The organism is Ciceribacter thiooxidans (genome assembly GCF_014126615.1).
Lineage (GTDB): Bacteria > Pseudomonadota > Alphaproteobacteria > Rhizobiales > Rhizobiaceae > Allorhizobium > Allorhizobium thiooxidans.
This window is the reverse complement of record NZ_CP059897.1, coordinates 128,864-154,320: the sequence shown is the minus strand read 5'-3', so window position 1 is coordinate 154,320 and position 25,457 is coordinate 128,864. Positions and strand designations below refer to the sequence as shown.

At 60.3% G+C, this 25,457-nt stretch carries 22 protein-coding genes and 2 pseudogenes; 13 read left to right on the top strand and 11 right to left on the bottom strand.

The features are described 5' to 3' along the window. Nucleotides 1–15: 15 nt before the first annotated feature. The 5 genes and pseudogenes from H4I97_RS18740 to H4I97_RS18720 all read right to left on the bottom strand — a co-directional run bounded on the left by H4I97_RS18740 (nt 16) and on the right by H4I97_RS18720 (nt 5,481). Entirely contained in the window at nt 16–1,305 is a 1,290-nt protein-coding gene (locus tag H4I97_RS18740) for an amino acid ABC transporter permease (protein WP_182308381.1), read from the bottom strand. Between the two features lies 1 nt (nt 1,306). Continuing rightward, nucleotides 1,307–2,559 (bottom strand): annotated as a pseudogene (locus H4I97_RS18735) (amino acid ABC transporter permease). Nucleotides 2,560–2,671: 112 nt separating this feature from the next. After that, on the bottom strand, nt 2,672–3,688 hold the full coding sequence (locus H4I97_RS18730; protein WP_182308380.1) for an amino acid ABC transporter substrate-binding protein: 1,017 nt from the start codon (nt 3,686–3,688) through the stop codon (nt 2,672–2,674). A gap of 114 nt (nt 3,689–3,802) precedes the next feature. Then, complete coding sequence (locus tag H4I97_RS18725) at nt 3,803–4,276, bottom strand: RidA family protein (RefSeq protein ID WP_182308379.1); 474 nt, start codon at nt 4,274–4,276, stop codon at nt 3,803–3,805. 14 nt (nt 4,277–4,290) lie between these two features. Further along, nucleotides 4,291–5,481 carry a MalY/PatB family protein gene (locus H4I97_RS18720; RefSeq protein WP_244658923.1) on the bottom strand — a complete coding sequence of 397 codons (1,191 nt, stop codon included), beginning with the start codon at nt 5,479–5,481 and terminating at the stop codon, nt 4,291–4,293. Nucleotides 5,482–5,640: 159 nt separating this feature from the next. On the opposite strand from H4I97_RS18720, the gene H4I97_RS18715 reads away from it, so the two are divergent. Continuing rightward, nucleotides 5,641–6,528, top strand: coding sequence for a LysR family transcriptional regulator (locus H4I97_RS18715; protein WP_182308983.1), 888 nt, complete (start codon nt 5,641–5,643; stop codon nt 6,526–6,528). Between the two features lie 109 nt (nt 6,529–6,637). On the opposite strand, the gene H4I97_RS18710 is transcribed toward H4I97_RS18715, so the two are convergent. The 6 genes and pseudogenes from H4I97_RS18710 to H4I97_RS18685 all read right to left on the bottom strand — a co-directional run bounded on the left by H4I97_RS18710 (nt 6,638) and on the right by H4I97_RS18685 (nt 12,053). Continuing rightward, nucleotides 6,638–7,318: a cupin domain-containing protein gene (locus tag H4I97_RS18710; protein ID WP_182308377.1), complete on the bottom strand. Its 681-nt coding sequence runs from the start codon at nt 7,316–7,318 to the stop codon at nt 6,638–6,640. After that, entirely contained in the window at nt 7,305–8,345 is a 1,041-nt protein-coding gene (locus H4I97_RS18705) for an alcohol dehydrogenase catalytic domain-containing protein (protein ID WP_182308376.1), read from the bottom strand. Before H4I97_RS18705 ends, H4I97_RS18710 begins: the two co-directional genes overlap by 14 nt. After that, entirely contained in the window at nt 8,342–9,505 is a 1,164-nt protein-coding gene (locus tag H4I97_RS18700; RefSeq protein WP_244658866.1) for a flavin monoamine oxidase family protein, read from the bottom strand. Before H4I97_RS18700 ends, H4I97_RS18705 begins: the two co-directional genes overlap by 4 nt. Nucleotides 9,506–9,519: 14 nt before the next feature. Then, nucleotides 9,520–9,729, bottom strand: a pseudogene (locus tag H4I97_RS18695) (hypothetical protein); the annotation flags it as partial. A 147-nt stretch (nt 9,730–9,876) separates the two neighbouring features. Then, nucleotides 9,877–10,800, bottom strand: coding sequence for a transcriptional regulator GcvA (gcvA, locus tag H4I97_RS18690; RefSeq protein WP_182308375.1), 924 nt, complete (start codon nt 10,798–10,800; stop codon nt 9,877–9,879). Between the two features lie 218 nt (nt 10,801–11,018). Then, nucleotides 11,019–12,053: a LacI family DNA-binding transcriptional regulator gene (locus H4I97_RS18685; protein ID WP_182308374.1), complete on the bottom strand. Its 1,035-nt coding sequence runs from the start codon at nt 12,051–12,053 to the stop codon at nt 11,019–11,021. 158 nt (nt 12,054–12,211) lie between these two features. On the opposite strand from H4I97_RS18685, the gene H4I97_RS18680 reads away from it, so the two are divergent. From H4I97_RS18680 to iolD, 12 genes are all read left to right on the top strand, one after another. Further along, a complete protein-coding gene (locus H4I97_RS18680) occupies nt 12,212–13,186 on the top strand; it encodes a sugar ABC transporter substrate-binding protein (protein ID WP_182308373.1) in 975 nt (324 codons plus the stop codon). A 103-nt stretch (nt 13,187–13,289) separates the two neighbouring features. Then, a complete protein-coding gene (locus H4I97_RS18675) occupies nt 13,290–14,339 on the top strand; it encodes an ABC transporter permease (protein WP_182308372.1) in 1,050 nt (349 codons plus the stop codon). A 10-nt stretch (nt 14,340–14,349) separates the two neighbouring features. After that, nucleotides 14,350–15,348: an ABC transporter permease gene (locus H4I97_RS18670; protein ID WP_182308371.1), complete on the top strand. Its 999-nt coding sequence runs from the start codon at nt 14,350–14,352 to the stop codon at nt 15,346–15,348. Between the two features lie 10 nt (nt 15,349–15,358). Then, nucleotides 15,359–16,183, top strand: a complete 825-nt coding sequence (locus H4I97_RS18665) for an ATP-binding cassette domain-containing protein (protein WP_182308370.1) — start codon at nt 15,359–15,361, stop codon at nt 16,181–16,183. Nucleotides 16,184–16,291: 108 nt separating this feature from the next. Next, nucleotides 16,292–17,191 (top strand): sugar phosphate isomerase/epimerase family protein, encoded by a 900-nt coding sequence (locus H4I97_RS18660; RefSeq protein WP_182308369.1) that lies wholly within the window; start codon nt 16,292–16,294, stop codon nt 17,189–17,191. A gap of 10 nt (nt 17,192–17,201) precedes the next feature. After that, on the top strand, nt 17,202–18,227 hold the full coding sequence (locus H4I97_RS18655; RefSeq protein WP_182308368.1) for a Gfo/Idh/MocA family oxidoreductase: 1,026 nt from the start codon (nt 17,202–17,204) through the stop codon (nt 18,225–18,227). 30 nt (nt 18,228–18,257) lie between these two features. Next, nucleotides 18,258–19,430, top strand: coding sequence for a Gfo/Idh/MocA family protein (locus tag H4I97_RS18650; RefSeq protein WP_182308367.1), 1,173 nt, complete (start codon nt 18,258–18,260; stop codon nt 19,428–19,430). A gap of 82 nt (nt 19,431–19,512) precedes the next feature. Next, the gene (locus H4I97_RS18645; RefSeq protein ID WP_182308366.1) at nt 19,513–20,454 is read left to right on the top strand and encodes a sugar phosphate isomerase/epimerase family protein; all 942 of its coding nucleotides are present in this window, start codon (nt 19,513–19,515) and stop codon (nt 20,452–20,454) included. After that, nucleotides 20,451–20,744 (top strand): putative quinol monooxygenase, encoded by a 294-nt coding sequence (locus H4I97_RS18640; protein WP_182308365.1) that lies wholly within the window; start codon nt 20,451–20,453, stop codon nt 20,742–20,744. The genes H4I97_RS18645 and H4I97_RS18640 overlap by 4 nt, the downstream gene beginning before the upstream one ends. After that, a complete protein-coding gene (locus tag H4I97_RS18635; RefSeq protein ID WP_182308364.1) occupies nt 20,744–21,673 on the top strand; it encodes a sugar phosphate isomerase/epimerase family protein in 930 nt (309 codons plus the stop codon). The genes H4I97_RS18640 and H4I97_RS18635 overlap by 1 nt, the downstream gene beginning before the upstream one ends. 16 nt (nt 21,674–21,689) lie before the next feature. Beyond that, a complete protein-coding gene (locus tag H4I97_RS18630) occupies nt 21,690–23,612 on the top strand; it encodes a bifunctional 5-dehydro-2-deoxygluconokinase/5-dehydro-2-deoxyphosphogluconate aldolase (RefSeq protein WP_182308363.1) in 1,923 nt (640 codons plus the stop codon). Further along, a complete protein-coding gene (iolD, locus tag H4I97_RS18625; RefSeq protein WP_182308362.1) occupies nt 23,609–25,447 on the top strand; it encodes a 3D-(3,5/4)-trihydroxycyclohexane-1,2-dione acylhydrolase (decyclizing) in 1,839 nt (612 codons plus the stop codon). Before H4I97_RS18630 ends, iolD begins: the two co-directional genes overlap by 4 nt. Nucleotides 25,448–25,457: the final 10 nt, after the last annotated feature.

Genomic DNA, 25,457 nt, shown 5'->3' with positions numbered 1-25,457 from the left:
CATTGTGCGATCCTCCTACCGATGGTCCGTTTTCAGCCGGCGTTCGAGATACATCGAGTAGCGCGACATGCCGAAGCAGAAGACGAAAAACACGGCGCCGATGAAGATGAAGAGTTCCCAGTAGATCCCTTGCCAGTTCGTATTGGCGCGGATGGCTGCGGCGAGGGCGATCGGGTCGAGCAGGCCAATGAACATGACGAGAGTCGTGTCCTTGAAGAGGCCGATGAAGGAATTGACGATGCCGGGGATCGAGATCTTGAGCGCCTGCGGCAGAATGACGAGCCGCTGGGATTTCCAGTAGTCGAGGCCGAGCGCTTCCGCCGCTTCGTACTGGCCTTTCGGTAGCGCGGCCAGACCGCCGCGAACGACCTCGGCCATATAAGCGCTGGCAAAGAGCGTCACCATGATCACCACGCGCAGGATCAGGTCGAAGTTCGTGCCGGGCGGCAGGAAATAGTTGAGCAACAACGAAGCGGTGAACAGAAGCGTGATCAGCGGCACGCCGCGGATGAACTCGATAAACGTGACACTCATCAGATGGATGAGCGGCAGGCTGGAGCGACGCCCGAGTGCGAGCAAAATCCCAAGCGGCAGCGACATGGCAATGCCGGTCACGCCGATGATGATCGACAGCAGGAACCCGCCGACGTCGCGGGAGGCGACGGCGTCAAGCGACATGGGAAGGGCGATGTTGAGGCCCGACGAGACTGGCTGGACGGCATAGATCCACCAGAGCGCCGCGCTCAGGATGGCGATGCCGACGGCGAGCCCCTGGCCGGTGCGTGCCGCGCAAGCGAAGACCAGAGCGGCAAGCGCAAAGCCCAGATAGACGGCAACCGGAAACCAGAGGCTCCCACCCCAGATCAGCCAATAGGCGAGACCGGGATAGAGGGCTGTAAATGTAAGCAGACGCTGGGGCACCCCACGGAAAAGGATCGGTGCCAGCGCCGCAAAGAGCAGCACGAAAGCCAGAACTGGTCGCCAGTAGAGATGCGCGGGAAAAAAGCCGAACAGAAGCTGTGGCCACCGGTCGCGGATGACGCCCCAGCACGCGCCGGGCGCATCACCCAAGAGTTGACGACATTCGGTGAGCGAGTTCGCCCTCCAGATGGAGTTGCCGAGCCATGGTGCGACCGCCAGCCCAAGCCAAGCGACGACAAATACGGACACCAACGTCAGACAGGTACTGAGCCAGCCGTTGAACAGGTTCTTTCTCATCCAGGCCAGCACACCGCCCTGGCCGCCGGGTCTTGGCGATGGGGCTACCAGCTCCTGGCGCACCCAGGAAGCGTTATGCATGTTCATCTCAACGCTCCTTCACCCTGACGCGATTGTTGTAGATGTTCATGACGCTGGAGATGATCAGGCTGATGGCGACATAAATCAGCATCATCATCAACATGCCTTCGAGCTCCCGCCCGGTCTGGTTTATCGTGATGCCGCCGAGTGTCGAGCGAAGCTCCATATAGCCGACAGCCAGCCCAAGCGACGTATTCTTGGTGATGTTGAGATATTGCGAGATCAGCGGTGGCACGATGATCCTCAGCGCCTGCGGAAGGATCACCAGTCGCATTGTCCGGCCGGCCGAAAGTCCCAAAGCATACGCCGCTTCGGTCTGCCCGCGGGAAATCGCAAGGATGCCGGAGCGGACGTTCTCCGCGATGAAGGCGCCGGTATAGACGCTGAGCCCGATCCAAAGGGCGATCAGCGAGTTTCGCAGTTGCAGACCACCCGTGAAGTTCAAGCCTTTCAAAGCCGGATAATCGAGGTGGAAGCCGAGAGCGTAGATGAGAGTGATCATCGGCAGTGCGAATAGGCACAGGCTCTTCCACCAGGTCGCCGGACGCTGTCCGGTTGCGCTTTGGAGCCGTTGCGCCCGCTTGACCAGCCCCGATGGGCCAGAAACGAAAACGCGAGCACGCCGAGGATCGCCAGGTAGTTGAGGTCGAATGAACCGAGGGCGGAGCTTGCTTGACCGGGGCTGCGGGAGAAGTCGGGGACGGGCAGATAGATGCCACGATTGGTGACCGCGATACTGTCCCAAAACAACATCGAGGCGGTGGCATTCTCGCCGCGAAATGCATTTGGTGCCGGCATCGCTTCCGACATGACCGCAGCGACGACGATGATCCAGAGCAGGGCCGGCACGTTGCGGAAGCTCTCGACATAGATGGTCATCAGCCGGGCGACGATCCAGTTGTTCGACAGCCTGAGAACGCCCGCCAGCACGCCAAGAACCGTCGCCGTGACGCAGGCCATCGCAGCAACGATCAGCGTGTTGAGAAGTCCGACCAGCGCTGCGCGGGCATGGGTGCTTGTGCTCGAATAGTCGATAGCGTGTGGCGCGATGTCGTAACCGGCTGTGCTCCACAGGAAGTCAAACGAAAAGTCTTTTCCCAGTGCCGCGAGATTGCGGATCGTGTTGTCGACCAACCAGGCGGCCGCAAGCAAGAGTGTGCAGAAGGCGATGACCTGGATTGTCCGGGCTCTGTACCGGGCGTCATTGAAGAGCATGCTCAGATGAAACGGCTGGCGCGGAGCGTCGCTGGCGATAGTCATGGGTAATCTCCCTCGATCTTCACCGTGCAAGTTTCGGCGCATCGGCTGCGGTCGCGGCAAACGAGAACGGGAAAGGAAAGGGCGCGGGACCAGCCCGCGCCTGACGGCGCTCTTAACGGAGCGGCAGCCCGTACATCAGGCCGCCATCGGTCCAAAGGGCGTTGAGACCGCGGGCAAGTGCGATCGGCGTCTTGTCGCCGAGGTTTCTCGCAAACATCTCGCCGTAATTTCCCTCGGCTGCGATTGCGCGCCTTGCCCACTCGCCATCAAGGCCGAGCATCTCGCCGAGCTTGTCTTCCCTGCCGAGCAGGCGATTGATGTCCGGATTGTCGGATCCGTCGGAAAGCTCGTCGACGTTCTCAGCGGTAATGCCGAGTTCTTCGGCAGAAATCAGCGCGTTCAAAGTCCAGCGAGCAACGTCGACCCACTGGTCATCGCCCTGGCGGACCAAGGGACCCAGCGGTTCTTTTGAAATGACTTCCGGAAGGATGATGTGATCCTGCGGTGTTTTGAAGCTCGAGCGCGTGGAGGCGAGGTCCGAGCCGTCGGACGTGTAGACATCGCAGGCGCCGGCCAGATATTTCTGCTGGACATCGGCATTGTTTTCGACCGGCACCGGTTCATACTTCATGTTGTTCTTGCGAAAATATTCCGCAAGATTGAGCTCGGTGGTGGTGCCGGTTTGAATGCAGACCGTAGCGCCATCCAGATTCTTCGCGCTTGTGATGCCAAGCGATTTCGGCACCATGAAAGCCTGACCGTCGTAGTAGTTTACGCCGGCGAATGAAAACTTGAGGTCCACATCGCGGGAAAAAGTCCAGGTGGTGGTGCGCGACAGAATGTCGATTTCGCCGGAGGCAAGCGCGGTGAAACGCGTTTGTCCCGTCGTCGGGATGAAATTGACAGCGTTTGGATCCTTCAACACGGCTGCGGCGATCGCCCGGCAGTAGTCGACGTCCATGCCGTGCCAGGCGCCGGAGGCGTCGGGGGCAGAAAAGCCCGCCTGGCCGCCTGTCACGCCACAGTTGAGCTTACCGCGCGCTTGAACATCGGCCATCGTGCCGGCAAAGGCCACACCCGACACCAATGTCGCCGCGGCAACCGTGGTCAGCAACAAAGTCTTCTTCATTCCCATTCTCCCAGTTTGTGACCCAGAGGACGGCGGCCTTCTTGCCGGTTCTCCGCCCGTGGATCGGTTAAGTTCCCGATGTCGTCATGGCCCGTCGGGCCCGCGCTCAAGCGCTTATTGTTCTTGGTCGATCTCGAGGATGGCCTCGATCTCAACAGGTGCATTCATGGGCAAAGCGGCAACGCCAAGAGCGGAGCGCGCGTGTTTGCCTTTGTCGCCAAGAGCGTCGACCAAAAAGTCCGACGCTCCGTTGGCAACGAGGTGTTGTTCCGTGAAGTCTGGAGCCGAGGCCACGAAGACGGTGATCTTGACGATCCTTGCGATGCGCTCGAGGCTTCCGAGATAGGTCCGAGCCTGGGCGAGCACGTTCAAGGCACACTGTTTTGCCGCGAGCGCCCCGTCCCCGACGTCGAGGTCCCTTCCGAGAAGCCCCGTCGCAATCAGTTTGCCGTCCGCCAACGGCAGTTGACCGGAGGTGAGGACGAGACGTCCGGTTCCGATCACCGGCAAATAGTTGGCCACCGACTTCGCTGCGGCGGGAAGCTCGACGCCCAGTGCCGCCAGTCGTTGTTCGATCGTCTGAGACATCTGTCTTTCCCCGCTTAGAGTTCTGCGACGGCGGCTGTGATGCGCCGGATGGCTTCGTCGACGGTCGAGCGCGGGCAACCGAGGTTCACGCGCATGAAGCCATGTCCCTCGATGCCGAACTTCTGACCCTTGTCGAGCCAGACGCGAGCCTTGGTCAGCATGAATTTGTCGAGAGCGACCGCATCCATTCCCAAGCCGCGGCAATCCATCCAGGCCAGGTAGAGCGAATCCGCCGGCAAGACCTTCAGACGAGGATCGACGTTGTTGATCGCACCGGCAAAGTGCGCGTGATTTGTGCGGAGGTAGGTGAGCATCTCTTCGAGCCAGGGCTCGCCACACGCATAGGCAGCCTCTGCCGCCACCATGCCGAGGACATTGACGAGTTCGAACACGTTGCGCGCATACTGGCGCTGCAGTTCGTCGCGGATCCGCTTGTTCGGCACGAAGACGTTGGCGCTCTGAAGACCGGGCAGGTTGAACGTCTTGCTCGGCGCCGTGCAGGTGATGCTGTTTTCGGCAAACTCTTCGCCGAGGGAGGCGAACGGAATATGCTTCTTCGCGGGATTGAGGATCAGGTCTTCGTGGATCTCGTCGGAGATGACCAGGACTCCATTGCGGGCGCAGATTTCGCCCATCGTCCTGAGTTCGTCCTCGGACCAAACATTGCCGGTCGGATTATGCGGGTGGCTGAGGATGAAGAGCTTGGTATTGGACCGGATCGCAGCCTCAAAGATCTTCTCGTTGAAGCGATAACCGTCGCCAGTGAATTCGAGTGGCGCATAGGCTAGGTGCCGGCCGTTCAACAGGACGTCGTTATGAAAGTGCGCATAGACCGGCGGCTGGATCAGGACGCTGTCGCCCGGCGCCGAGAACGCCTGCACGGCAGTCTTCAGCGTTGTGATGATGCCGGAGGTTTGGAGAATCCATTCCTTCTCAATGTTCCAACCGAAGCGCCGCTGCTGCCAGCCGACGACGGCATCGAGATAGGGCTTGGTCGCGCCTCCGGGATAACCGAAGACGCCGTGAGCGACGGCCTCATGAAGCGCATCGATGACGGCCTGCGGCGCCTTGAAGTCGGTGTCGGCAACCCACATCGGCAGGGGATCGGCGGCCGCTTCGTCAGGCGACAGCAACTTTTCGGCATAGGCCCATTTCATCGAGTTGCTGGTCTTGCGGTCAATGATCTCGTCGAAGATCGATCGCATCGGATCGGCGTCGGGATGTCGTGCAGTTGCCAGCTTCGTCACAGCGGTTTCCTTTTCGTCTCGGCTGCCGGGGCAGGATCTGGATTGACGAAGAGGTTACCTGCGATACATTATGAACGGAAATGGTAATATTTCATGCAAACATGAATGGACGACATAATGCTTGACCGGCAGCACCTATCGATCCTCCGGGAAGTCAACCGCCGCGGCAGCGTCACTGCCGCGGCGGAGAAGCTCAACGTCAGCCAGTCTGCGCTGAGCCATACGATCGCCAAGTTCGAGGAACGGCACGGCGTCAAGATCTGGATGAAAACTGGCCGTGGCCTGCGCTTGACGCAAACGGGCGAATACCTGCTTTCCGTCGCCGAGCGCGTCCTGCCGCAGATGGAGCACGCCGAACGGGTTCTCAACGACTTTTCCCTCGGCAGGAGGGGCGCGCTTCGAGTCGGCATGGAATGCCATCCCTGCCAGCGATGGCTGACGAGAATGGCGACTCCCTATCTGACGCGGTGGCCCGACGTGGATTTCGACGTGCGGACCGCCTTTCGCTTCGATGGGGTCGCCGCCCTCCTCGGCTACGAGATCGATCTCTTGATCACGCCCGACCCGGTCGAGATGCCGGAGTTGCAATTCACACCCGTGTTTGACTACGAATTGGTCTTGATGGTGCACGAGGCGCATTCTCTCGCCGGCAAGGGCAAGGTGCAACCGCAAGATCTGCTTGATGAGGAACTGATCACCGTTCCCGTCACACTGGAGCGCCTCGACATCTACACGCAGTTTCTGGTTCCCGCGCATTGCCGGCCCCGTCAGCACCGCACGGCCGAAACCGTCGACCTTATGCTGCAACTCGTTTCGGCGGGCAGGGGGGTGACGGTTCTTCCGGACTGGCTGCTCAAGGAGGATGCGGCGGGGATGCCAATCCGAGCGCTCAGTCTCGGAGATGCCGGCATACAGAAGAGCATCAATCTCGGCGTCAGGCGTGGCGAGGAGACGATCTCCTATATCGATGGATTCCTCGAGCTGGCCCGGGAGATGGGGCGTTGATGCTTGCCGCGAGCTTTCTGTTGTTCGCCCACATTCATGCTGCTGCAGAACGATGGCTCGACACTCCCCTATGCGTGTCCCTTGAGTCGCTTAGCTCTCGGCGCGTTGGCTACGAGGGCATCTCCAGCACATCGGTGTGCTGAAGAGGGGCGTCCTTGGTCCAGATTTCGGCACCGTTCGGGCCCGTGATCGCCTCAAGCGAGCTGCCTGCCGGCAACCTGCCCCAGCATTGCGGCTCTAGCATCTCGCCCTGAAAGGTCAGGCTGCCGGACAGGACCAGAAATTCGAGGCCACGGCGATTTTCGACCGCTATCACAGAACGTGGCCGCCACTCTTCGATCGAAACACGTTCCTTCCCGTCATCGAATAGGACACGCGCTGCGTTGGCTCCTTCGCGCAACGGTGCCGCACCAACCTCACCAGGTTGGCGGACAATCTGCGCGGTGTCACCCTCGCGAAACTGCCAGAGCCGTACGAAAATCGTGCAGCCGGTGTCGGAGGCGGGCACATGAGAGGTGCCGGGCGGGTTGCGGAAATAGCTTCCTGCCGGATAATCCCCATGCTCATCCTGAAACGTTCCTTCGAGCACGAGAATTTCCTCGCCGCCGCTGTGGACATGGCGCGGAAAGGCGCTGCCCGGCGCGTAGCGCACGATCGACGTCGCGCGAGCGACCTCATTGCCGATGCGGTAGAGCATCCGCCGGTCGACGCCGGCGGCGGGGCTTGAGATCCAATCAAGTCGAGTGGAGTGAACGATGACCGGCTTTGTCAGATCGTCATTGATGCGCATTCGATCGGTCTCCCATTGTCAGCACGATCCGGAATTTCGCGTCGCCGGATCTCATTCGTTCGACCGCTTCCTGGGCGCGCTCCAGCGGCATGGTTTCGATCATCGGCCGCACGCCGGCCAAGACGCTGAAAGCAAGCGCTTTCTCGTTTTCGAACGGCGATCCGGTGATCGAGCCGATGACGCCGCGTTCGGCGCCCACCAGATATCCGCTCGAGACCGGCAGCGGATCCTCGCCGACGCCAAGCACGACGAGGCGACCCGCCGGCGCGAGGCCAGGGATCAAAGCCGCAACGGCGTCCGGGCTGGCGATCGTGGTCAGGATCGCCCTGGCGCCGCCCAACGTGTTCAGAGCCTCGCTAGCGTTTTCCTTGTTCGTATCGATGTAGCGATGGGCGCCAAGCGCGATCGCATCCCGAGCAATGTCTTCGCCCCGGCCCACCGCCACGACCCTAAAGCCCATGTTGCGGGCATATTGCAGCGCCATGTGCCCGAGCCCGCCTACTCCAAGAATGGCGACGGTATCGCCGGCCTCGGCGCCCGACTTCTTCAAGGCATTGAACGTCGCAATACCAGCGCACAGGATGGGTGCTGCCTCCTCGGACGAGAGCTCGCCCGGGATGGAAACGAGGCCCGTCGCCGGTGCGATCATCATGTCGGCATATCCACCGTCGCAGGAGGATCCGAGGACGGGTTGGTTGCGGCAGAGGTTGAAACGGCCGCGGCGGCACTCGCTGCACTCGTTGCAATGGCCGCCGAGCCGGCCGACGCCGACGCGCTGGCCGCGCTTCCAGATCGACGGTGCATGCGGACCGAGCGCGACGATGCGGCCCACGACCTCGTGTCCGGGAACGCGCGGGGGCTGTAAGGCCCGGTCTGCCCTGTCGATGTCGCTGGCGTCGGCCCCGCAGACGCCGCAGACCTCGACCGCAATCAGCACCTCGTTGTCGCCCGGCACGGGCGTTGGCCGCTCCACCAGTTCAAGTTTGCCCGATGCTGAGATCTGCATCGCCCGATAGGTTGTTTTCATGACCTGCTCCTATCCACGCATCCCAAATCAAGCGATGAACGATCTCCGTCTCGCCTGCTGATCAGGGTCATGGCCGCGCCTTCACCAGCTTCGATGGCGCCAGCCAGATAACCGGGATCGTTGATTGCCGTTTCGCTGCCGGCCAAACTGATCCAGTTCCGCCAAGTCTGATCGACCCATTCGCGCCGACCACCTTGAGGGTGATCGCCAGCGATTTGGTCCAAGGGCGTGGCAGTCAGCGGATCGTCGGCCCAATCCTTGATAAGCGTCGAAATCGGATCCAGGGCTTCTGGGCCGAAAAGTTGGGCGAGCTGCGCGATCGAGGCATTGATGATGGCGTCGCGGCCCGCCTGGTTTCGAGTTGGTGCCGCGACGCCGACGAAGCCAAAGAGGGCCGCTTTCCCGGTCGACGTCGTCGCATCGTGGATCTCGACCAGCGGGCCGACCATACTGCGCGCCGCGCCCGAAAGCCCGGCTTCGCGCCAGAAGGGCCGATCATAGAGAGCGAAGACCTTCGCATGCGGCGCCATCCAGGTCGGCGTGTCGCGCCAAAGCTTCTGAACCTGATCCGTCGGTACGGGATCGAAAATAATCGTCTCGGCGAGCAATCGAGGCGGCAGCGCCAGGACCACATGACAAGCCTCGATGTCGTTGGCCGAGCCGTCTCCTCCTCTGAACCGCACCTTGACGCCAGCTGCAGTTTTCTCAATCCGGGTCACTTTCGTGGCGAGCCGCAATGATGCTCGCGGCAAGCGGCCGGCCAAGGCCGAGACGACGGCTCCGATACCGCCGGCCAGCCGCATCGAAATCGGCGGTTGCCGCATTGTGTCGTAACGCTCGGGTGCCGTCTCGCGAGAGCGCTGAAACACCATCGCGCCATCGGAATATTGGGGAAAGAACGGGAGCTCCAACTTGCGGGCAAATTCACCCACCGCTGGATTTATATCGGGCCAGAACCAGGACGGGCCGAGATCGAAACCGTCTTGCGAGACATCGGTTTTCGGGTCAGCCGTGAGGATACGGCCGCCCAGCCGATTTCGGGCCTCGACCAAAGTGAAGTCGAGCCCGTTGCGATGCAGGTGGTAAGCTGCCGTGAGTCCCGCTAGGCCGCCGCCAACGATGACAACTGCGTTGGACGGCATTGCGGTCATTGGAGCCATAGGTGGTTTCCTGTGAGTGCGCTTTCGAGATAGGCCTTTGCGTCATCCACGCTGTTGAACCCATGGAGAACCTGCACGGCATCGTCGCGGATCAGAAGCTCCTTCGAGCTTGCTCCGGCGACTTCGGTGAGGAATGTCTCCTTGTATTTCTGATAGACGCCCACGGCAGCGCGGCGGTTCTCGACGGCAATCTGAAGGGTAATTTCGAGATAAGCCACGGTCATCCTTTCGGGTTTCGCTTGGCGCATGTGGCGAGGAGATCTCCTCGCGAGAATGCTCACGCGCCGTTTGATGCGCCCGCGTGGCCGGTTTGACAAATGAGAGTTTCTTGCGCGCGGCAAAGAAAATCTTTGGCGCTCCGTCGCGACGCCTCAGGGTCGCGCAGCGCCGGCCTCTTCTAGCAGCCAGTCGCGAAAGGCCTGCAGCTTCGGCAGCGATGCATACTGCGCCCGGTAGACGACGTAGTAGGCAAGCTTCGAGGGGACGGCTACTTCAGGGAAGAGCCGCTGGAGCCGCCCCGCAACCAGATCGTCATGGGCCAGGATGCTGCGCGCCAGAGCCACGCCACGTCCCTCGATCGCGGCTTGCAGGACGGCAGCGGAATTATCGATCCTCATTCCCCTGTGCGGCTGGGTGTCGAATACGCCGGCGGCCCGCAGCCAGAGGTCCCATGTCACGAAACCAATCGCCGGATCCACGGACAGATCGTGGATGAGCGTTTGACGCGTGAGATCGGCGGGGACGTCGAGTCTCCCATTTTCTGAAAAGCTGGGCGAACAGACCGGAAAGACCTCCTCGTCCATGAGCTTCCCGGCGATCAGGTCCGGCCAGGTTCCGTCTCCATAGCGCACGCCAATATCTATGCCGTGCGCCTTGTAATCGACCAATCTCAAGCTCGTCTCGAGCCGGATGTCAGTCTCCGGACATCTCGCCTGGAAGCGGTCGATACGGGGCAGCAGCCATTTGGCGGCGAAAGCAGGACTGACAGTTACGTTGAGGATGCCGCTCGTTGCGGACTCACGAAGGCGCTCCAGCCCAATAGCCAGCTGGTCGAGCCCCGCCCTGATGTCGGGCAGGGCACGCTCGGCTGCTTCTGTCATGGTGAGCCTCGCCTTTCCCGTGGTGCTGCGGTGAAAGAGCGGCAATCCCAGCCAGTCCTCCAGCCCCCGCACCATCTGTCCAACTGCGGCCGCGGTGACGCTGAGTTCTTCGGCTGCGCCAGCGAAACTGCCATGTCGCGCACTCGCTTCGAAGGCGCGTAGGGCGTTGAGATAGACTGGGGATTTCCTGTTCAAGATGCCTTCTTAGGTTTTGAGAGCGAGCGTTGCCGAAGGATATAAGCCACCTATTCGTCCGGCGCTATCCGCCGGATCCCATCGTGTCAACGCCGGGTCAGACGGGTAGGATTTGGGAAACCGCCAACGGCCACAAACGACTAAGTGAGACGACTCGTGGTGCCGGTGCTTTACGGCTGAATCTGTGTAACATTATGATTTTTGGAGATTTCGGAATTTTAAATGTTTTCTGGCGTCACGATGTCGAAACCAACTGTGCGATGGATCGTGCTACCTGCAACATCCTGATTGATCGTCTCGATCATCGTCTGGACGAGGGTTGCGGACGTTTGCTCCAGCGGATGGCAAAGGGCCGCGGTAATAAGACCTTCCGATAGGCCCTTTCGTGTCTCCGGACCGATATCCCGGCACACTAGACGAATACTACGGCGCCGCTCCTGGGGTGCTTCTCTAAGTGCCCGCAAGATACCGGAGATGCCGCCGCCGACAATCAGTATGCCCGTGAGGTCATCGGTTGTGGCCAATAATTCCTTAACCATCCGGTAGGCCTCGTTCGGCTCCTCATGCGTGGGGCGGCTGTCCTCGATTGTAAGATACGGTGCATGTTCCCGTATGTACGACCGGAAGCTTGCGTCAGCGACATCCTGACATTGATAACGGTGGTTGCCAATGAAGACGGCGATCCGCCCGGGATCAGGGGTCATATGCGAAATAAGCCATGCCGCCGTCCGCCCCATTTTCCAGTTGTCAGCGCCAACATAAGCGGCTTTGTCGCGCGCCGACTGATCGGTAATATAGGCGGTGACCGGCTTGCGCTTGTCATGCAACTCACTGATGGCCTGGGCGATAACCGGATGATCGGCGGCAATCACAGCGACGGCGTCACAATCCGCGCCGAGGGCTTTAAGCCGACCTGCGATATTTTCTGGCGTTAACAGATCCACGAAATCGATGACTGGATTGACGACTTCGTCACGCCTGGCATGGCATGCTTCGACGATTTTCTTGCCAAAGAGTTGGTAAAGCTCACGGCTGGATTGCTGCAGCAGAAAGCCAAGGCGGTATTTCGGGGCTGATTTGCGTAGCCGATCCTCGATCGCGCCTGCGGCGTAGAAGCCTATTCGCTCTGCCGCAGCCTGGACGCGTTGCATTGTCGTCCCTTTGACCGAGGCACTTCCAGCAAGAATCCGGTTCACAGTCGCGATGGACACGTCCGCCTCTTTAGCAAGATCGGCGATGGTTGGTCGACGCATGATCGTTCCTCTTTTGCCACAGTAGTTATATCATTATGAATGATATGAAGTGACACTTTTTGTATGCTCAGTATGATTTGCCGTTCCCGGAATTTCAAGCAGTGATATGTTTCTCCTCACGGTTACGCCAGGGGGCGCGACCATGGGAGGAGATCGAAATGACGAAATTTCGCCGTCTTGCGGCAACGGTGTCAGCTGCCGCCATCATTACCTGCACTGCAACGGCTGTCATGGCGGCCAACATTTTCGTTGTCGGCGGCAAGCCGGACGATCCGTTCTGGTCGATCGTAAAGCGCGGCGCCGAGGATGCCGGCAAGGTCGTCAAGTCACAGGGTGGCAAGGTGACCTGGCTCGGACCGCAGAACTATGACAATCTTGGCGTCGATGCGGCGGAATTGATCCGCCAAGCCATCGACCAGGGAGCCGATGCGATCGTTGGTCCGGACTGGGTGCCGGAGGCGATGGATCCGGCGTTCAAAGCCGTTGTTGAAAAAGGCATTCCGCTGGTCATATACAACGCTGGCGGCATCGAGGCCGCAGGCCGTCTCGGAGCGATGAACTATGTCGGCTCCAACGATTACCTGTCAGGCAAGGCTGCTGGTACGTATTTCGCCAAGCACGACCTGAAGAACGCCGTCTGCCTCAATACGCTGCCGGGTGCGGCAAACATCGAAGCTTTTTGCAAGGGCATGATCGACGGCGTCACGGAGGGTGGCGGTGCCGGCTCGGCATTGCCGTTGCCGGCAACATCCTTCGGCTCGGCCACGGCGGTGGCGCAGGCGCTCAAGGCGCATTTGCTGCAGAATCCGGAGATCAACGCCGTGTTCGCCATCGGCAACGTTGACACGAATTCGGCGGTCAACGGGGTCACGCAGGCGGGCAAGAAGGATCAGGTCAAAGTCTGTGGCATGAACATGGACGAAACAATCCTGAACAACATCAAGAACGGTACCCAGCTCTGCGCCATCGACCAGCAGGGATATCTGCAGGGATATCTGGCGGTGTCGATCCTGAACGGCAATGTCAACTACGGTCTTACCGTGCCGACCCGCGAAATCCTGACCGGCCCCGGCGTGATTGACAAGGAAAACGTCGATGCAACCCTTGCAGGAGTGAAGGCCGGCGCCCGGTAACGGTTGGCGATCGTCGCGAAGCTGCCGGCAGTTGGGTCGGCAGCTTTCATTCTCTCAACCTGTCGATCGTCATCCATCGTTCGGCTTCATTTGGTGGTATCAAATGAACACGACAAACAGTGTCCATGCCTCTGCGGTTCATTCCGGTGGCGAAAACATCAGGGCGTCGCTTGGGCAGTTCTCCCGCCGCCCGGAGGCGGGATCGCTTCTGGGATTGATTGCCGTGTTCGTCTTCTTCGCGCTCGTCGGCGGCAAGGTCTTTTTGTCTGCTGCCGGGTACGCGAGCTGGCTTAACGTCGCGGCCGAGATCGGCATCGTCGCGCTGCCGATCGGGCTTTTGATGATCGCAGGCGAAATGGACCTCTCGATCGGCGCGGTGATCCCCGCGTCATCTCTCACCGTTGCGATAATTTCCGGCCATTACGGCCTGCCCGAGATTGTCGGCATTTCCGCCGGCCTGGGCGTCGGGTTGATTGTGGGTTTTTTCAACGGTCACCTGGTCAATCATACCCGCGTACCGTCTCTGATCGTGACGATCGGCTCGATGTTCGGCGTGATGGGCATTACGTTGGGTTTCACCGTGCTCATCGCCGGAAGCACGGGCGTGTCACTTGTGCCGAGCGCGACCACCAAGGCGCTACTTGGCGATTTCATCGGCGGCATGTTCCAGGTGACGATCTTCTGGTGGGTTCTGTTCGTAGTGGGCTTCTTCTACCTCCTGCACGTCTCTCCCGTGGGCAACTGGGTATTCGCCCTCGGAGGCGACCAGATCTCGGCCCGCAACGCCGGTATTCCGACGGAAAGACTGACGGTCGCGCTCTACATGCTGTCGGGCTTTTCGGCTGCCTTCGTCGGCGTCAGCCAGGTGCTTGTCTACCAAAGCGCGCAGGTGCTTGCCGGGCAGTCGTTCATCTTCAATTCGATCATGTGCGTGGTCATTGGCGGCGTGCTTTTGACCGGTGGTGCAGGGTCGGTCGTGGGCATCGTCCTCGGCACGCTCACCTTCGCGATCGTCAATCAGGGGATATATTTCACCGGCATCGACCCGAACCTCGGCAGCGTCATCATTGGTGCGCTCCTGCTGCTCGCGGTCATGATGAACGACAAGTTCCGGCTGATTGCGATGTCCTATGCCGCGAAAAAGAAGAAGTGAGGGTGGGAAGATGAATGGATTTTCCCTTGGATCAATTGTTCGCCGCCCGGAATTCGGCGCCGCGCTGAGCTTCGTTGTGGTGATTGCCTTCTATGTCGCCTTCGGTGGCGTGAGTTTGGGCACGCTCTTTGGCTCAGCAAGCTGGATCAACTTTGCAGCCAATCTCGGGATTGTCGCCTTACCCGTTGGTCTCCTTATGATTGCTGGCGAACTCGATATTTCGATCGGCGCGATGATCCCGGCCGGCTCGATGACGATCGCCATTCTGTCAGGCTATTACGAGTTGCCGATTTTGATCGGGGTATTCGGGGCGCTTGCTCTCGGTATCGCGGTGGGATTGATTAACGGTTTGCTGGCTGTGCGTACCAGCGTGCCGTCGCTGATCATCACGCTCGGCACTCTGGTCGCTGTTCAGGGTCTCGTGCTTGCCGGCTCCGTCATTCTCACAGGGGCCGCCTCCGTTCCGCTTAATGCGCCGGACTGGGCCAAAATGATCTTCGGCCAACTTATCAACGGCAAATTCCAGGTGATCATCCTGTGGTGGCTCGGGCTGACGGTAGTGTTTGGTTTCATGTTGCACGCCACGCGCTACGGCAATTGGATCTTCGCGATGGGCGGAGACGAGATAAGTGCGCGCAATGCCGGGATCCCGACCAGACGGCTCAAGATTGCCCTCTTTGTCCTGTCGAGCACTGCCGCTTCTTTCGTCGGTATGTGCGGAGCGATCCTGTTCAATTCGGCGCAGGTCTCCGGCGGGATGAGCTACATCTTCAACACAATCGTTTCGATCGTCGTGGGTGGGGTGCTGCTCACCGGCGGTTTCGGTTCTGTTGCCGGCGTCTTCATTGGCGCTTTGACCTTCGCCGTCGTCAATCAGGGGATCTATTTCACCGACATCGACCGCAACTGGTCCAACCTCATCATCGGCGTGATGCTCATGGCCGCGGTCCTGATGAACAATACCTTCCGGCAGATGGCGCTGAGCTTCGCGCCGAAGAAAAAGAAGTGAGTGCTCTACCATGTCTGAGAATGCTCCCATCCTGGAACTCCAAAATGTCGACAAGAGCTTCGGTCCAATCGACGTCCTCCAAGACATCTCGCTCCAGGTCCGCGCAGGGGAGGTGCTCTGCCTGCTCGGCGACAACGGCGCCGGCAAATCGACGCTCATCAAGACGCTTGCCGGCGTTCACAAACCGACGCGCGGCACCATCCTGATGGACGGCCAGCCGGTCGAATTCAGCGGACCGCGCGAGGCACAGGAAAAGGGTATCTCCACCGTGCATCAGTTCGGCGGCACCTTTCCGCTGATGTCAATCGGACGTTCCTTCTTTGTCGGCGCCGAACCCACCAAAGGCTGGGGTCCCTTCAAGATCTATGATCGGAAGACAGCCAACGAGATTGCCGTCAGGGCCGTGCAAAACTTCGGCATCACCCGCATCGATGATGGCGATCGCCTCGTTGGGGGGCTTTCAGGCGGCGAACGCCAGTCGCTTGCGATTGCCCGTGCCGTGCATTTCGGCGCGCGTGTTCTGATCCTTGACGAGCCAACCGCCGCGCTTGGTGTGAAACAAGCCGCACATGTGCTCAGGATCGTCAACGAGGCGAAGCGACGGGGCCTGGCGGTGATTTTCATCACGCACCAGGTCATGCATGCAATGGCGGTCGGTGATCACTTCGCCGTGCTCATCCGTGGGGCAATCGCCGCTGATTTCCGCAGAGGCGAAAAGACCCGTGAGGAGATCACCGACTTGATGGCGGGTGGGGAAACTATGGCGGACCTCGAGGCCCAAATCGAAACCTATATGTCGACCCACGAGGGTCAGCCGCCGCCGCCAGCGCAGTAGACGCTGACGGCACCACAAACGAATTGCGCAACGCGCCCGGCTCCGACGGCGGCTCAAAGCTCCGCTTTCGAAGAGGGGAGAATTGCGTCCAGAATTCTGGAGATCAAAATGAAGATTGCACTGGACCCTTTCATGCATCGGCATCTCTCACTCGAGGAGCTGCCCCGTAAAGTCAAGGAACTCGGCTACGACTGGATCGAGCTGTCGCCCCGGGCCGATTTCCTCGAGTGGTTCAAGGCGCCTCGGGTCTTCCCGGAGCGTATCCGGTCCTTCAAGCAGGCCCTTAGAAGTGCCGAGGTCGGCATCGCTTCACTGCTTCCGATGTACCGCTGGGCCTCGAACGACGAGACCGAGCGGCAAGCGGCGGTGAAGCACTGGAAGCGGGCGATCGAAATCGCCGTCGAGATGGAAGTCGACACGATGAACTCGGAGTTCGGCCGCGGGCCGCACCCCGACAAGGGCTCGTGCTACTGCTGCCATACCGGTTCGATGATCGAGGCCTGCGAGGATGCCTGGTGGCGCTCGATGGAAGAGCTCGTTCCGCTCTTCGAGCGCGAGGGCATCAACCTGCATGTCGAGCCGCATCCGGAAGACTGGTGCGAGACGCTGCAGCCGGCGCTCGACATCATCCGCACGGTCAACTCGAAGAACGTGAAGTTCCTCTACTGCGCGCCGCACACCTTCTATTTCGGTGACGACACGAAAGCGATGCTGCGCGAGGCGAAGGACGTGCTGGCTCATGTGCATGTCGGCGACACCTTCAACCACAAGGCCTCGTCCGGTCTTCGCTACATCGTCAACCCGCCGGGCTCGACCGCCCGCGTGCACCAGCACCTCAATATCGGCCAGGGCGAAGTGCCATGGGACGACTTCTTCGGCACGCTCGCCGAGATCGGTTTCGACGGCATCATGACCTCCTGCGTCTTCGCCTGGGAGGACAGGGCCGACGAGTCCGGGCGGTTCATGTGCCGGGAAATGAACAACTACATCGACAAGTATAAAAAGTGAGGCTTTTCCAATGACTTTACGGGTCGGCGTCATCGGCACGGGCATGATCGGGCAGGATCATATCCGCCGTCTTACGGAGGTTCTCTCCGGGGTCGAAGTGGTGGGCGTTACTGATATCGATCAGGCCCGGGCCGCTGCGGCGGCCCCCGGTGGGGCAGAGGTGTTCGCCAATCCTTCGGCGCTCATCTCATCCAGTAACGTACAGGCCGTGGTCATCTGCTCCTGGGGCCCGGCGCATGAGGAGCAACTGCTCGCGGCAATCGCCGCCGGCAAGCCCGTTTTCTGCGAAAAGCCTTTGGTGACGTCAGAAGCCGCTGCGCTTCGCGTCATGGAAGCCGAAGCGGCCCATGGTCGGCGGCTCGTGCAGGTAGGCTTCATGCGTCGCTTCGATGCGGACTATCGCCGCCTCAAAGCAGTGATCGACGGCGGGAGGCTGGGCGCGCCGCTGATGTTCCATTCCGTGCACCGCAATGCCTCGGTGCCCGGGGGGCTATACACGTCCGACATGCCGTTGAACGACACGCTAGTGCATGACGCGGATATCTCCCGCTGGCTCCTGTCCGACGAAGTTGCCGGCGTGGAGGTGCGTGTGCCGCGTCGTTCCTCGCGTGGTGGCGAATTGCGTGACCCGGTGTTCGTGCTTTTGCACATGGCGTCCGGTGCGCTCGTCGATGTCGAGATTTCGGTAAACATCGCCTATGGCTACGACATCCGCGGCGAAGTCAGCTGCGAGACGGGCGTGGCCGCGCTGCCGAACCGCCCGGCCACTGTGATTTCGGATGCCAACGGCATCCGTCAGGCGATCCCCGAGGATTGGCGGGAACGCTTCATCGAAGCCTACGACCAGGAGTTCCGGGAATGGATCCTGGCGGCCTCGCATGGCACCGCAACCGGTCCCTCGACCTGGGACGGCTACGCGGCCACGCTGGTGGCCGATGCTGCCCTACGCGCTGCCTTCAGCAACAGCTTTGAAGCGGTCAAAATGATCGCGAAACCCGGCCTTTATGGGCCACCGGCCGCTTTGGCGGCGGAATGAACGGATAGGCTATTTCAGGAAGATGATCGCATGATCAATGGAGAAAGAACGATTGCCCGTCCCTTGCGTTGGGGCATGGTCGGTGGAGGCCGTACCGGACAGGTGGGCTACAAGCACCGAACGGGCGCCCAACGAGACGGCACATACCAGCTCGTCTGCGGAGCCTTTGACCTAGATGCCGAGCGTGGACGCGACTTCGGCACCAGGCTGGGAGTGGCCGGGGACCGTTGCTACGCCGACTATAAGGCTCTGATCGCGGGTGAAAAAGCACGCGAGGACGGCGTCGAAGTCGTCTCGATCGCGACGCCGAACTTCACCCACTACGAGATCACCAAAGCCTGCCTGGAGGCCGGCCTAAACGTGATCTGCGAAAAGCCGCTGTTCTTCACCGTCGCCGAATGCGAGGAGGTTGAGAGGCTTGCCGCCGAAAAAGGCCTGATTGTCGGTGTGACCTACGGCTTCACCGGTCACCCACTGGTTCATCAGATGGCCGCGATGGTCAGGAACGGCATGCTCGGCGAGATCCGCATCGTCGACATGCAATACACCCATGGCTTCAACGCCGGCGACGATGTCGGTGCCGGCGAGGCCGTGAAATGGCGCACGAACCCCAAGACGGCCGGCCCGACTTTCGTTCTCGGCGATATCGGCACGCACCTCTACTATCTCTCCGAGGTGGTGCTACCGCACATGAAGGTTGAAAAGCTACTCTGCGACCGCAAGGCGTTCATACCGACCCGTGCGCCGCTCGAGGATCATGCGACAGTCCTGATGCACTATGACAATGGTGCGCGCGGCCGTCTCTGGGTTTCGTCCGTCAACGCCGGCAATATGGGGTCCCAGCGCTACCGGTTCGTGGGCTCCAAGGCCAGCGTCGAATGGTCGGACAGCCACCCTGACCAGCTGTTCTACGACGTACAGGACGAGCCGAACCGCATTCTTCATCACGGCATGCCGTATCTCGAAGAGGAAAGCCTTGCCGCCGACCGCATGGGGGCGCTGCACACCGAAGGCCTCGGCGACAGCTGGGCGAACATCTATCTGTGGATCGCCCAGGCGATCGACGCGAAGACGCGCGGCGACGAAGCGTTCCTGAAAACCCATCACTACCCGGACATCAAAGCCGGCACCGAAGGTGTCCGCTGGCTGGAGAACTGCGTCCGTTCGGCTGACGCCGGCGCTGTCTGGGTCGATTTCAAGTGAGTTACTGCGGGGGCGCGCGAACCTCCTCCAACTCCTCCCGAGCGCGCTCCCTCTTTTTCTCGAACCTCAGAAAGACGACACCATGAAACTTTCAATTTGCACCGACGTGATGGGCAATCTCTCCTTCACCGAGATGCTCGACAAATGTGTCAAACTCGGCGTCGAAGGCATCGAAATGACCGGTGGCGGCTGGTCCCGCGCGCCACATTTCCGGGCCGACGAACTCCTTGCCGATAAGGGACTGCTCAAGTCCAAACTGAAGGAAATCGAGGCACGCGGCCTTGAGATCGCTGCCCTCAATTGCTCGGCCAATCCCCTCGATCCGGGCGAGATGGGAAAGCGCCATCGAAGGGAGATGGAGCAGACGATCCATCTCGCTGGTGAGATCGGCGTGAAGACCATCGTTACCATGTCCGGCCTGCCGGAAGCCGCTCCCGGCGACATGGTTCCGAACTGGCTAGTCTACACTAAGAGTTGGCCGGAAGAGATGCCCGAACGCGACCGGTATCAATGGGAGGACCGAGCCTTCCCGCTGTGGCACGACTTGGTGAAGCTCGCCAAGGAAGTCGGTGTAGAGAGATACGCGCTGGAGAACTTCTCGGCGATGCTCGTCTGGAACCCCGAAACGCTGTTCCGTCTGCGCAACGAAGTTGGCCCGACCGTCGGCATGAATCTCGACCCGAGCCATTTGTTCTGGAAGGGCGCCGATCCGATCGCGTCCGCCCGTGCGCTCGGCAGTGCTATTCACCATTGCCATGGCAAGGACACACGTATCGAGCGCGGGCTCGCCGACGTTAACGGTCTGCTGGAACTCAAGGATGTGACGGACGTCGCCAACCGCACCTGGAACTACGTCGCCGTCGGTGCAGGCCATGACCTGCAATGGTGGAAGGAGTTCTTCTCTGTCGTTCGCATGGTCGGCTACAACGGCTGGGTCAGCCTTGAGATGGAAGATTTCACGATGTCGACGGACGCCGGCATCCAGTCTTCGATCGATGCTTTGCAGGCAACGATCAGCCGATGACAGGACCGTACAAGTTCATTGTCACGATCGAACTTGTTCCGGGGACGCGGGACGAGATTCTCGCCCGCGCTCCGGAGGTGCAGGTCGCTACAAGGGTGGAGGACGGTTGTCTTTCCTTTGATTGCTTCACATGCACTGATGATCCGAACCGGCTCGTTTTCATCGAGGCCTGGAAAGATGAAGACGCCTACGCGCATCATCTTTTGCGGGATCATACCCAACGCTTCCTTGAGTTTTGCGAACCACTTCACCGTTCATTCACTTTTGAAACAATTGCGGCCACAACCTGATGTGCAACCCGATCACCATAACAACCGCTCCCTGCTGCTGGGGTGTCGATGATGTGAGAAATCCGCATCTGCCGAGTTGGGAAAAGGTGTTGGATGAGGCGAGGGGTACTGGATTCGGAGGTCTGGAGCTCGGGCCATACGGCTATCTGCCGCTTGACCTCAACCTTGTCTCGGACGCGCTCAATAAGCGGGATTTGACGATCGTCGCCGGCACCATCTTTGATGATCTCGTATCGCTGTCGAACCGCGAGAACCTGCTGCGCCAGACGGATGAGATCTGCGCACTGATCACCCAACTGCCGAAACCCCAAACCCATGCCGGGCAGCGCTTCGCCGCTCCCTACCTGACGGTCATGGACTGGGGCCATGACGAGCGCGACTACGCGGCCGGGCACTCGGAGTGCGCCATGCGCCTCGATCGTACCGCAAGGCGCGGGATGGTGGAGAATATCCGGGCTATCGCGACACTGGCGCGCGATCGATACGGTGTCAGAGCGACAATCCATCCGCACGCTGGCGGTTTTATCGAGTTTGCCGACGAGCTCGAACTCATCGTCAATGACATCCCGGCCGATCTGGCTGGCCTGTGCCTCGACACAGGCCACATGGTCTATTCCGGTATGGACCCGGTGGCGACGTTGCGGCGCTATTGGGACCGTGTCGACTACATCCACTTCAAGGATATCGACGCCGACGTCTATGCGGAGGTCATGCAAGAGCACATCCGCTTTTTCGACGCCTGCGCCAGGGGCGTGATGTGCCCGATCGGCCGCGGCTCGATCGACTATCCGGCGGTCCGGACGCTTCTCACCGAACTTGGATACGCCGGCTACATCACCATCGAGCAGGAGCGCGACCCGCGCAATACCGGTAGCATCCTCGATGACCTGGCCGCGAGCCGGGCATTTCTCTCAAGAACTGGTTTTTGAAAAGTAGGAGTTCGAGATGAAATCGCTCGACGTAATCACCATCGGCCGATCCTCAGTCGATCTATACGGTTCGCAGATTGGAGGCCGGCTCGAAGATATGGGTTCCTTCAATAAATACATTGGGGGCTCGCCAACCAATATCGCCTGCGGCGCCGCGCGCCTCGGCCTCAAATCTGGTCTGATCACGCGCGTCGGGGATGAGCGCATGGGTCGCTTCATCCGCGAGCAATTGATCCGCGAGGGCGTGGATGTCGGCGGCGTGGTGACCGACCCGGAGCGACTGACCGCGCTGGTACTGCTCGGCATTCGCGACGAGGATACGTTTCCGCTGATCTTCTACCGCGAAAACTGCGCCGACATGGCGCTCAGTGAGGCCGACATCCAGCAGGACTATGTCGCCTCTGCACGGGCTGTCGTGGTGACTGGCACGCATCTGTCCAATCCGCGCACCGAGGCTGCCGTCCTGAAGGCACTTGGTTTTGCGCGAGATAGTGGCGCCAGAACCGCGCTTGATATCGACTATCGACCCAATCTCTGGGGAGTCGCCGGTCATGGAGATGGGGAAAGTCGGTTCGTCGCCAGCCGCGCCGTTACCGAGAAATTGCAGTCGACGCTGCACTTTTTCGACCTGATCGTCGGTACGGAAGAGGAGTTCCACATCGCCGGCGGGACGACGGATACGGTCGCAGCCCTCAGAGCAGTTCGATCGGTATCTTCCGCTACCTTGGTCCTGAAACGGGGCGCCAAGGGGGCAGTCGCATTCGAGGGCGCCGTCCCGGACAATCTGGATGATGGCATCTCGGGCGAAGGCTTTCCGATCGAGGTCTTCAATGTCCTCGGCGCCGGCGATGGCTTTTTCTCCGGCCTTTTGAAAGGCTGGCTTGATGGCGAGGGCTGGGAGACTTCTCTCAGGTATGCCAACGCCTGCGGCGCGTTTGCTGTCTCGCGCCACGGCTGCACGCCCGCCTATCCATCATTGAAGGAGCTTGAATTCTTCCTGGAAAGAGGAATCAAGCGCGCGGACTTGCGCAACGATGCCGCTCTCGAGCAGATCCATTGGTCGACCAACCGGCATCGCAATCACGGCGAAGATCGGCGGGACTATCGCATATTCGCGTTCGACCATCGCGTCCAGCTTGAGGAGATGCCGGGCTACACTTCGAAGCGGGGCGGTATCTTCAAGGAGCTGTGCCTCCAAGCTGCACTTCAAGTTCAGGCCGGGCAACCCGGCTACGGCATTCTTTGCGACAATCGCATCGGCAGAAGGGCCTTGCACGCAGCCTCGGGCAGCGGCTTGTGGATTGGACGGCCCTGCGAGTGGCCGGGGTCACGCCCCCTGACACTGGAGCCCGAACTCGGGAGCGACTACGGGGGCTTGAGTGAGTGGGCGCGCGACAACGTCGTCAAGGTCTTGTGCTTCTGCCACCCCGATGATGATGCCCAGACGCGAGCAGCTCAGGAAGCGACCGTCAAACGACTATTCGAAGCATCACGGCGCAACGATCTGGAATTCCTGCTGGAAATCATTCCGTCGAAAGTCGGTCCGGTCAACGACGAGACCGCCGCCGTTCTGATCCAGCAGTTCTATGACATCGGCGTGTATCCCGACTGGTGGAAACTCGAACCGATGACGACGTCCGCGGCATGGTCAAACACCACAGCGGCAATCGGAAGGAATGATCGATACACGCGCGGAATTGTCGTGCTTGGTCTCGATGCGCCGGAGGCGGAGCTCGCCGAGAGCTTTGAAGTTGCTGCCGGATTTGATCTTGTTCGCGGCTTCGCCGTCGGACGAACGATCTTCGGCGATGTGGCGCGCGCCTGGATGAAAGATGAAATTGAGGACGCGGACGCGGTCGCGGAGATGGCAAAGCGCTATCGGCGCTTGTCCGCAATCTGGGACGAGGCGCGGGCCGCCGCACGGGAGAAAGCAGCATGACAAAGACAATCAAGCTCACGGCAGCACAGGCACTCGTCAAGTGGCTTTCGGTGCAGATGACGGAAGAGGGCGACCGGTTCATCGAAGGCGTCTGGGCGATTTTTGGCCATGGTAATGTCGCTGGTCTGGGCGAGGCTCTGCACGGCATCGGCGATGCCTTGCCGACATGGCGCGGTCAGAACGAACAGACCATGGCGCACGCGGCAATCGCCTATGCCAAGACAAAAAAACGAAAGCGGGCGCACGCCGTCACCTCCTCGATCGGGCCCGGTGCCACCAACATGGTGACAGCGGCAGCCCTTGCGCACGTCAATCGCCTGCCGGTCCTGTTCATTCCTGGCGATGTCTTTGCCAGTCGCCGTCCAGATCCGGTCCTTCAGCAAATCGAGGATTTCGATGACGGCACAGTGAGCGCCAATGATGCGTTCAAGCCGGTGGTGCGCTACTTCGATCGCATTGCCCGACCGGAACACCTGCTGACGGCGCTGCCGCGTGCGCTCTCGGTGATGACCGATCCCGCCAATTGCGGCCCGGTGTGCCTTGCGTTCTGCCAGGATGTACAGGCTGATGCATTCGACTATCCGGAAAGCTTCTTTGAGCCGAAGGTGTGGCGCATCCGGCGTCCTGAACCGGACCCACGCGAACTTGAAGACGTCGCCGAACTCATCCGCCATGCCAAATGCCCTGTTATCGTTTCGGGCGGGGGCGTTCTCTATTCTGATGCCGAGGAGACGCTCACGGCATTTTCGAGAAAGCACAATATCCCGTTCGTCGAGACCCAGGCCGGCAAAGGCGCGAATGCTTGGGACAACGAATTCAACTTCGGTTCGCCTGGTGTGACGGGGTCGGAATGCGCCAATCGCCTATGCGAGAACGCGGACCTCGTCATCGGCGTTGGCACTCGTTTCCAGGACTTCACCACCGGGTCCTGGGCACTGTTTAAGAAGGAGCATCGAACGCTCATCTCCGTCAACCTTCATGGCTATGACGCGACCAAACATGGCGCGACGCCAGTGGTCGGAGACGCACGCGGTTCTCTCGAAAAACTCTCGGCTCTGCTGGCAGACCACAGGGCTCCGTCATTCGACATGAAGTCGCGACTTGCCTGGCACGACACGGTCAGGTCAGTGACGGCTGCTCCGGAGTCCGGATTGACCAATTATCTGCCGACCGACGCGCAGGTCATCGGCGCCGTTCAGCGTGTTGCGACGGAAAAGACCGTGGTGATGTGCGCGGCTGGCACCATGCCCGGCGCACTGCAGGTCCTGTGGCAGTCGGTTAAGGGAGGCTACCACATGGAATATGGCTATTCGTGCATGGGATACGAGGTCGCCGGCGCCATGGGTATCAAGCTCGCGGCGCCCGAAAAGGAAGTCATCTGCTTTGTTGGAGATGGCTCCTACATGATGGCGAATTCAGAGCTCGCAACGGCCGTGATGCGGCACGTTCCCTTCACGGTCGTGCTGACCGACAATCGCGGTTACGGCTGCATCAACCGCCTGCAGATCGAATGTGGCGGGGCCGAGTTCAACAATATGTACAAGGATAGCAATATCGAGGAGATGCCGGAACTCGACTTCGTCGGTCATGTCCGTTCCATGGGTGCTCATGCAGAGAAGGCGGCCGATATTGCCGACCTCGAGCGCAAGATCGTCGAAGCGCGGTCTCGCAGCAAACCAACAGTGATCGTCATTGATACGGATGCGGTTCCAGGTACAGGGGCGGGCGGCCATTGGTGGGATGTCGCCGTGCCGCAGGCTGGCGGCCCCGATAGGCTCGAACGGGCACGAGAGCACTATAATATGAATGCACGCGATCAGCGGACCTTCAACTGAGGACGGAATA

Bases quoted from the DNA above. Each gene is read 5' to 3' on its own strand.
- H4I97_RS18720 (WP_244658923.1), bottom strand. From the start codon at position 5,481: ATGCGATCGATCTTCGACGAGATCATTGACCGCAAGACCAGCAACTCG.
- H4I97_RS18675 (WP_182308372.1), top strand. From the start codon at position 13,290: ATGAACACGACAAACAGTGTCCATGCCTCTGCGGTTCATTCCGGTGGC.
- H4I97_RS18730 (WP_182308380.1), bottom strand. From the start codon at position 3,688: ATGAAGAAGACTTTGTTGCTGACCACGGTTGCCGCGGCGACATTGGTG.
- H4I97_RS18640 (WP_182308365.1), top strand. From the start codon at position 20,451: ATGACAGGACCGTACAAGTTCATTGTCACGATCGAACTTGTTCCGGGG.
- H4I97_RS18705 (WP_182308376.1), bottom strand. From the start codon at position 8,345: ATGAAAACAACCTATCGGGCGATGCAGATCTCAGCATCGGGCAAACTT.
- H4I97_RS18655 (WP_182308368.1), top strand. From the start codon at position 17,202: ATGACTTTACGGGTCGGCGTCATCGGCACGGGCATGATCGGGCAGGAT.
- H4I97_RS18650 (WP_182308367.1), top strand. From the start codon at position 18,258: ATGATCAATGGAGAAAGAACGATTGCCCGTCCCTTGCGTTGGGGCATG.
- H4I97_RS18630 (WP_182308363.1), top strand. From the start codon at position 21,690: ATGAAATCGCTCGACGTAATCACCATCGGCCGATCCTCAGTCGATCTA.
- H4I97_RS18635 (WP_182308364.1), top strand. From the start codon at position 20,744: ATGTGCAACCCGATCACCATAACAACCGCTCCCTGCTGCTGGGGTGTC.
- H4I97_RS18670 (WP_182308371.1), top strand. From the start codon at position 14,350: ATGAATGGATTTTCCCTTGGATCAATTGTTCGCCGCCCGGAATTCGGC.
- H4I97_RS18645 (WP_182308366.1), top strand. From the start codon at position 19,513: ATGAAACTTTCAATTTGCACCGACGTGATGGGCAATCTCTCCTTCACC.
- H4I97_RS18665 (WP_182308370.1), top strand. From the start codon at position 15,359: ATGTCTGAGAATGCTCCCATCCTGGAACTCCAAAATGTCGACAAGAGC.
- H4I97_RS18715 (WP_182308983.1), top strand. From the start codon at position 5,641: ATGCTTGACCGGCAGCACCTATCGATCCTCCGGGAAGTCAACCGCCGC.
- H4I97_RS18725 (WP_182308379.1), bottom strand. From the start codon at position 4,276: ATGTCTCAGACGATCGAACAACGACTGGCGGCACTGGGCGTCGAGCTT.
- H4I97_RS18685 (WP_182308374.1), bottom strand. From the start codon at position 12,053: ATGCGTCGACCAACCATCGCCGATCTTGCTAAAGAGGCGGACGTGTCC.
- iolD (WP_182308362.1), top strand. From the start codon at position 23,609: ATGACAAAGACAATCAAGCTCACGGCAGCACAGGCACTCGTCAAGTGG.
- H4I97_RS18710 (WP_182308377.1), bottom strand. From the start codon at position 7,318: ATGCGCATCAATGACGATCTGACAAAGCCGGTCATCGTTCACTCCACT.
- H4I97_RS18680 (WP_182308373.1), top strand. From the start codon at position 12,212: ATGACGAAATTTCGCCGTCTTGCGGCAACGGTGTCAGCTGCCGCCATC.
- H4I97_RS18740 (WP_182308381.1), bottom strand. From the start codon at position 1,305: ATGAACATGCATAACGCTTCCTGGGTGCGCCAGGAGCTGGTAGCCCCA.
- H4I97_RS18660 (WP_182308369.1), top strand. From the start codon at position 16,292: ATGAAGATTGCACTGGACCCTTTCATGCATCGGCATCTCTCACTCGAG.
- H4I97_RS18700 (WP_244658866.1), bottom strand. From the start codon at position 9,505: ATGGCTCCAATGACCGCAATGCCGTCCAACGCAGTTGTCATCGTTGGC.